The organism is Ruegeria sp. YKSF131, assembly GCF_059612645.1.
Genome location: NZ_JBXWQZ010000110.1, coordinates 1 through 6174 on the forward strand (window position 1 = coordinate 1; position 6174 = coordinate 6174).

Genomic DNA, 6174 nt, shown 5'->3' on the forward strand with positions numbered 1-6174 from the left:
GAAGAAAAACGCGGATTTGCCGGCCGCGTCGCCGGTTGTTCGATCGTCATGTGTATTACCCTTCCAGATACACGCCCCTCGTTGGGGAGGGGTGTCCCACGGACAGACCTAGGGGGCCTTCGCACCTGCAGCAAGTAGAAAAGACGCTTTACCGGGTGAAAACGACATCTGAAACGGGCACAAATCAGAACACGCGTTTCCGATTGGCGAAAAACCCCGCCGATGTTTCGGCGGGGTTGGGTTATGTTACTCTGCGGCGTCTTCGTATGCGTCCATGGGTGGGCATGTGCAGACGAGGTTTCGGTCGCCGTATGCGTTGTCGACGCGGTTGACGGGGGACCAGTATTTGTCGACGCCCATGGAGCCCGGAGGGAAGCAGGCCTGTTCGCGGGTGTAGGGGCGGTCCCAGTCGCCGACCAGATCACGCACCGTGTGAGGGGCGTTTTTCAGCGGGTTGTTTTCCGCGTCGATCTTGCCGTCGATGATGTCCTGCGCTTCCGAGCGGATCGAGAGCATGGCGTCGCAGAAACGGTCGAGCTCGTCCTTGGGTTCGGATTCGGTGGGCTCGACCATCAGGGTTCCGGCCACCGGCCAGCTCATCGTGGGGGCGTGGAAGCCTGAATCGACCAGACGCTTGGCCACATCGTCGACGGTGACATGCGCCGCCTCGTCCAGCGGTCTTGTGTCGAGGATGCATTCATGCGCCACCCGGCCCGTTTCCGACGTGTAGAGGATCGGATAGGCGTCCTTGAGCCGCGCCGCGATGTAGTTGGCGTTCAGGATCGCCACTTTGGTGGCCTGCGTCAGCCCCGCACCGCCCATCAGCAGCACATAGGCCCATGAGACGGGAAGGATCGAGGGCGAGCCGAAGGGGGCCGCCGAGACCGGGCCCACGGCGGTGCCATATTCCGGGTGGCCCGGCAGATGCTCGGCCAGATGCGCCTTGACGCCGATCGGACCCATGCCGGGGCCGCCACCGCCATGCGGGATGCAGAAGGTCTTGTGCAGGTTCAGGTGGCTGACATCGCCGCCAATGTCACCGGGGCGCGACAGGCCGACCATGGCGTTCATGTTGGCGCCGTCGATATAGACCTGACCGCCGTGATCATGGGTGATCTGGCAGACCTCCTGCACGGTGGTCTCGAACACGCCATGGGTCGAGGGGTAGGTGATCATGCAGGCGGCCAGATGGTCCGAATGCTTTTCCGCCTTTTCGCGGAAGTCATTCAGATCGATGTTGCCCTTGTCATCCGATTTCACCGGCACAACCTGCCAGCCCACCATCTGCGCCGAAGCCGGGTTGGTGCCATGGGCCGAGGTCGGGATCAGGCAGACATTGCGCTGCCCTTCGCCACGGGCGAAGTGATAGTTGCGGATGGTCAGAAGGCCCGCATATTCGCCCTGCGCGCCCGAGTTGGGCTGCTGGCTGATTGCGTCATAGCCGGTGATCTGGCACAGCTTGTCGTTCAGGTCCGCAATCATCTCGTGATAGCCCCGCGCCTGATCTTCGGGCACGAAGGGATGCAGGTTGCCGAACTCGGGCCAGGTGACCGGGATCATCTCGATCGTGGCGTTCAGCTTCATGGTGCACGAGCCCAGCGGGATCATCGCCCGGTCCAGCGCCAGATCGCGGTCGGCCAGACGGCGCATATAGCGGGTGATCTCGGCCTCGGCCCGGTTCTTGTGGAAGATCGGGTGGGTCAGGTACTCGCTTTCGCGCAGCGCGTAATCCGGCAGGCGGTATTGCTTGTTCGAGCTGTCATCCTTGCGGTCGATGCCGAAGGCACCCCAGACCGCCTCGATGGTTTCGGGGCGGGTCTGTTCGTCCAGGCTGATGCCCACGCGGGTCTCGCCGACCTTGCGCAGGTTGACGCCACGGGCCACGGCGGCCTCCATCACCACGTTCTGCAGGTGGCCGACCTCGACCGTGATGGTGTCGAAGAACACTTCGGGTTCCACCGCAAAGCCCGCCTCTTCCAGACCGGCGGCCAGGCGCGAGGTCTTGCGGTGCACCGATTGCGCGATCGCCTTGATGCCGTCGGGTCCGTGATAGACCGCATACATCGAAGCAATGACGGCCAGCAGCGCCTGCGCGGTGCAGACGTTCGAGTTCGCCTTTTCGCGGCGGATGTGCTGCTCGCGGGTCTGCAGCGACAGGCGGTAGGCCTTGTTGCCGCGGCTGTCGATGCTGACCCCGATGATCCGGCCCGGCATCGAGCGCTTCAGCTTGTCGGTGGTCGCCATATACGCGGCGTGCGGGCCGCCATAGCCCATCGGCACGCCAAAGCGCTGGGTTGAGCCGATGGCGATATCCGCGCCCATCTCGCCGGGGGATTTCAGCAGCGCCAGCGACAGGATGTCGGCGGCGACAACGGCGATGGCGTTATGTTCATGCAGCGCCGCGATCTCGGTCGTGAAGTCGCGCACATGGCCATGGGTGCCCGGATACTGGAAGATCGCGCCAAAGACGGCACCTGCATCCAGCTGATCGGGATCGCCCACCTGCACGTCGATGCCCAAGGGTTCGGCGCGGGTTTTGATGACCGCGATGGTCTGCGGATGACAGTTGCGATCCACGAAGAAGGCCGCGTTATTGGCCTTGGACCGGCCGCCGCGCTTGGCCATTGCCATGGCTTCTGCCGCAGCCGTGGCTTCGTCGAGCAGCGAGGCGTTGGCCACATCGAGCCCGGTCAGGTCGCTGACCATGGTCTGGAAGTTCAGCAGCGCCTCAAGCCGGCCCTGGCTGATCTCGGGCTGATAGGGCGTGTAGGCGGTGTACCAGGCCGGGTTTTCCAGGATGTTGCGCAGGATCGGCGCCGGAGTGGTGGTGCCGTAATATCCCTGACCGATCAGCGAGGTCAGAACCTTGTTCTTGCCCGCCACCTGCTTCATGTGAAAGAGCGCATCGCGTTCCGTCATCGCCGGGCCCCAGTCCAGCGGTTCCTTCTGCCGGATCGCGGGCGGGACGGTGGCGTCGATCAGCTGGTCCAGCGTCTTGAAGCCGATCACCTGCAGCATGTCGCGCATTTCGGTGGGCGACGGGCCGATGTGGCGGCGATTGGCGAAGTCATAGGCTTCGTAATCGGTCAGTTTGAAGGCCATTGCAGCGCTCCTCAAGGATAGGTCAGACCCGGCGGAGACGGCAGGAGCCTCCGGCGGGAGTATTTGGAAAAAGATGAAGCAGGGAGCCCCGGTCTCTGGGGCTCCGGGCCGGATTTAGCCGATGAAGGCCTTGTAGCCGGCTTCGTCCATCAGGTCTTCCAGCTGCGCGGCATCGGCGATCTTGATCTTGTAGATCCAGGCCTCGCCCTCGGGGTCGTCGTTCAGCGCGCCGGGATTGTCGGCCAGCGCCTCGTTCACTTCCGTAATCTCGCCATCAACCGGCGCGTAAAGCTCGGAGGCGGCCTTGACGGATTCGATCACGCCGATCTCGCCATCCTTCTCGAACTCGTCGCCCACTTCCTGCTGCTCGACAAAGACCACCTCACCCAGCTGCTCGGCCGCGTGTTTGGTGATGCCCAGCGTGGCCGTGTCGCCGTCGACCGCCAGCCATTCATGTTCTTCGGAATAATAGGTTGCCATGGTGTCTCTCTCCTGACTTCAACGCTTGTAATTCTGTTTGACGAAGGGCAGCGCCACGATCTGTGCCGGTTGCGCCTTGCCCCGGATGATCAGGTTGACCTTCTCGCCCGGCTCGCCATGGCCCGCGGACACATAGCCCATCGCAACCGGGCCGCCGACCGTGGGGCCAAAGCTGCCCGAGGTGATCTGACCGATGGTGTTGCCCTCAAGGCATTGCACCTCGACCCCCTGACGCGCGGGCGCGCGGCCGTCGGGCTTGATGCCCACCAGCTTGCGCGCAGGCCCCTCGGCCAGTTCGCGCTGCACACGTTCCGCACCCGGAAAGCCGCCTTCTTCCTTGCGGCGCTTCTGCATCGCCCAGCCAAGGCTGGCCTCGACCGGCGAGGTGCTCTGATCGATGTCATTGCCATAAAGGCACAGACCGGCTTCAAGCCGCAGGCTGTCGCGCGCGCCCAGACCCGCCGGTTCGCAATCCTCATGCGCAAGGAACGCCCGGGTGATCTCGATCGCCTTGTCTTCGGGGATCGAGATCTCGTACCCGTCCTCGCCCGTGTATCCCAGCCGCGAGATGCGGCATTCGACACCCAGGATATCGGCCACGGTGGTTTCCATGAACTTAAGATCGCGCGCCGCGGGGCAGAGCGCGCCCACCACATCCTCGGCCTTGGGGCCTTGCACCGCCACCAGCGCGCGGTCGAAGATCTCGGTCACCTCAACCCCGTCCAGATTGGCGCGCATATGCGGAATGTCCTGATGGCGCAGCGCCGCGTTCACCACCACAAAGTAATGATCCCCCGCGTTCGACACGATCAGGTCATCCATGATCCCGCCTTCGGCATTGGTGAAGAACCCGTACCGCGCCTTGCCTTCCTTCAGCGTCGCATAAGCCTGCGGACACAGTGCTTCCAGCTTCTCGCCCACATTCTCGCCCCGCAATATCACCTGACCCATATGCGACACATCAAACAACGCCGCCTTCTCGCGGCACTGCTTATGCTCACCCATGATCCCCAGCGGATACTGAACCGGCATCTCCCACCCGGCAAAATCAACCATCTTGCCGCCCAACTCAACGTGAAGCCCAAAAAGCGGCGTGCGTCTAATCTCGGTCATCTTGGATACCTTTTCGTATCTTTCGGTTTCGAACGCATTCCCGTCAGTCTGCCCCACGCTATCAATTTTGCAACGATTCCGGTCAACTTGCGAACCAGAGTACCGCCTGTGGGACAAGTCTGTATACGGGCGTATGCATCCTTAGCGTTCCTATAGGAAACTTTTTTCCGTTAGGCAACATTGGTCTTTTGGCTTTTGCAAGGGTTTGCTGATCACAGTTTCGAGCGCGACGATAACACCAGACAAACCAACCGCAATGGCCTGTAAAAACAGTATTTTACCCGCACCTTATCGCACCCGCCCTTCAAGTGACTGCACTGCGAGATCCAGCACCCTCAGCCCGGACACAAGATCGCTTTCGGCGGTATCTTCGGCAAAATCGTGGCTTATACCGTTGATTGAGGGCACAAACAGCATCGCAACAGGCATCAGGCGCGACACGTTTGTGGCATCGTGCAGCGCGCCCGACGGCATCCTGCGCCAACTGCCGGGGGCCACCTGTTCGGCACCGTGTTCCAGCGCCACGCGCAGGGTCTGATCCATCGTGACGGGTTCCAACCCGAGCAAAGGGCCGTAGGTCAGCACCATGTCCTGTTCGCTGGCTATTTCCTGTGCTGTGGTACGGATGATCTCCTCCATCCGCGACAGCCGATCCGGATCGCCATCGCGCCACTGCATCGAGAACCGCGCCCGACCCGGCACGATGGACGACGCATTGGGGTGAAGGTCGACCCGCCCGATGGTCCAGACGGTTTGCGGTGTCACCACGTTGCGAAACCGTTCGTTGAGGCGCGTGCTGAACAGTGACAACGCCTGAAACGCATCGCGGCGCAAATGCATCGGCGTGGTGCCCGCGTGATTCTGCTGCCCTTCGAAGGTGATCGACATGTCCCGGATGCCGACGATATCGGTAACGACGCCGATCTGCTCGTTCGCTGCGTCCAGAGAGGGGCCCTGTTCGATATGCATCTCGACAAAGCCGCTGAACCGCGCGGGATCGACAAAACCCTGCGACAGGTCCGCCATGGAAGATCGGGCTTCGCCAAAGCTGACGCCAGAACCGTCGGTCAACACATCGGCCTTGTCCAGCGGCAGACCGCCGGACCAGACCGCCGAGCCCGTGGTCACACCGAACCGGCCTTCTTCGTCCTGAAAACTGACGACCGAGATCGGCTGGTCGCTGGACCGCGCGATCTCGAGCGCGGCAATCACGCCGAGCGCGCCGTCCAGCCAGCCGCCTTCGGGCTGGCTGTCGGAATGCGACCCCATGAGCAGAGAACGGCCAGGCGCCAGCCCGAACAGATTGCCGACCGGGTCGAAATGCGGTGTCAGACCTGCGTCGGCCATACGGTCCGCCAGCCATTGGCGCGCCGCAATATCCGCTTTTGAATAGGCCGGGCGGATGACTCCTTTGCCCACACCCGAGGCACCGAATTCACGCAGCTTGTGCAGATCATCCAGAAAACGCGTGTGATCGAC

The 6174-nt window shown here is 62.5% G+C and carries 4 protein-coding genes; all 4 read right to left on the minus strand.

The window, feature by feature from the left end:
• Positions 1 to 246: 246 nt before the first annotated feature.
• Complete coding sequence (gcvP, locus tag AC2FLZ_RS21535; protein WP_496882756.1) at positions 247 to 3102, minus strand: aminomethyl-transferring glycine dehydrogenase; 2856 nt, start codon at positions 3100 to 3102, stop codon at positions 247 to 249.
• Positions 3103 to 3216: 114 nt separating this feature from the next.
• Positions 3217 to 3582, minus strand: a complete 366-nt coding sequence (gene gcvH, locus AC2FLZ_RS21540; protein WP_209505056.1) for a glycine cleavage system protein GcvH — start codon at positions 3580 to 3582, stop codon at positions 3217 to 3219.
• Positions 3583 to 3600: 18 nt separating this feature from the next.
• Positions 3601 to 4695, minus strand: a complete 1095-nt coding sequence (gene gcvT, locus AC2FLZ_RS21545; RefSeq protein ID WP_496852902.1) for a glycine cleavage system aminomethyltransferase GcvT — start codon at positions 4693 to 4695, stop codon at positions 3601 to 3603.
• Between the two features lie 288 nt (positions 4696 to 4983).
• A partial coding sequence (locus AC2FLZ_RS21550) for a Zn-dependent hydrolase (protein ID WP_496882755.1) occupies positions 4984 to 6174 on the minus strand: 1191 nt, incomplete at its 5' end.

Coding starts and splice junctions, on each gene's coding strand:
- gcvP (WP_496882756.1), bottom strand. CDS start 3,102: ATGGCCTTCAAACTGACCGATTACGAAGCCTATGACTTCGCCAATCGC.
- gcvH (WP_209505056.1), bottom strand. CDS start 3,582: ATGGCAACCTATTATTCCGAAGAACATGAATGGCTGGCGGTCGACGGC.
- gcvT (WP_496852902.1), bottom strand. CDS start 4,695: ATGACCGAGATTAGACGCACGCCGCTTTTTGGGCTTCACGTTGAGTTG.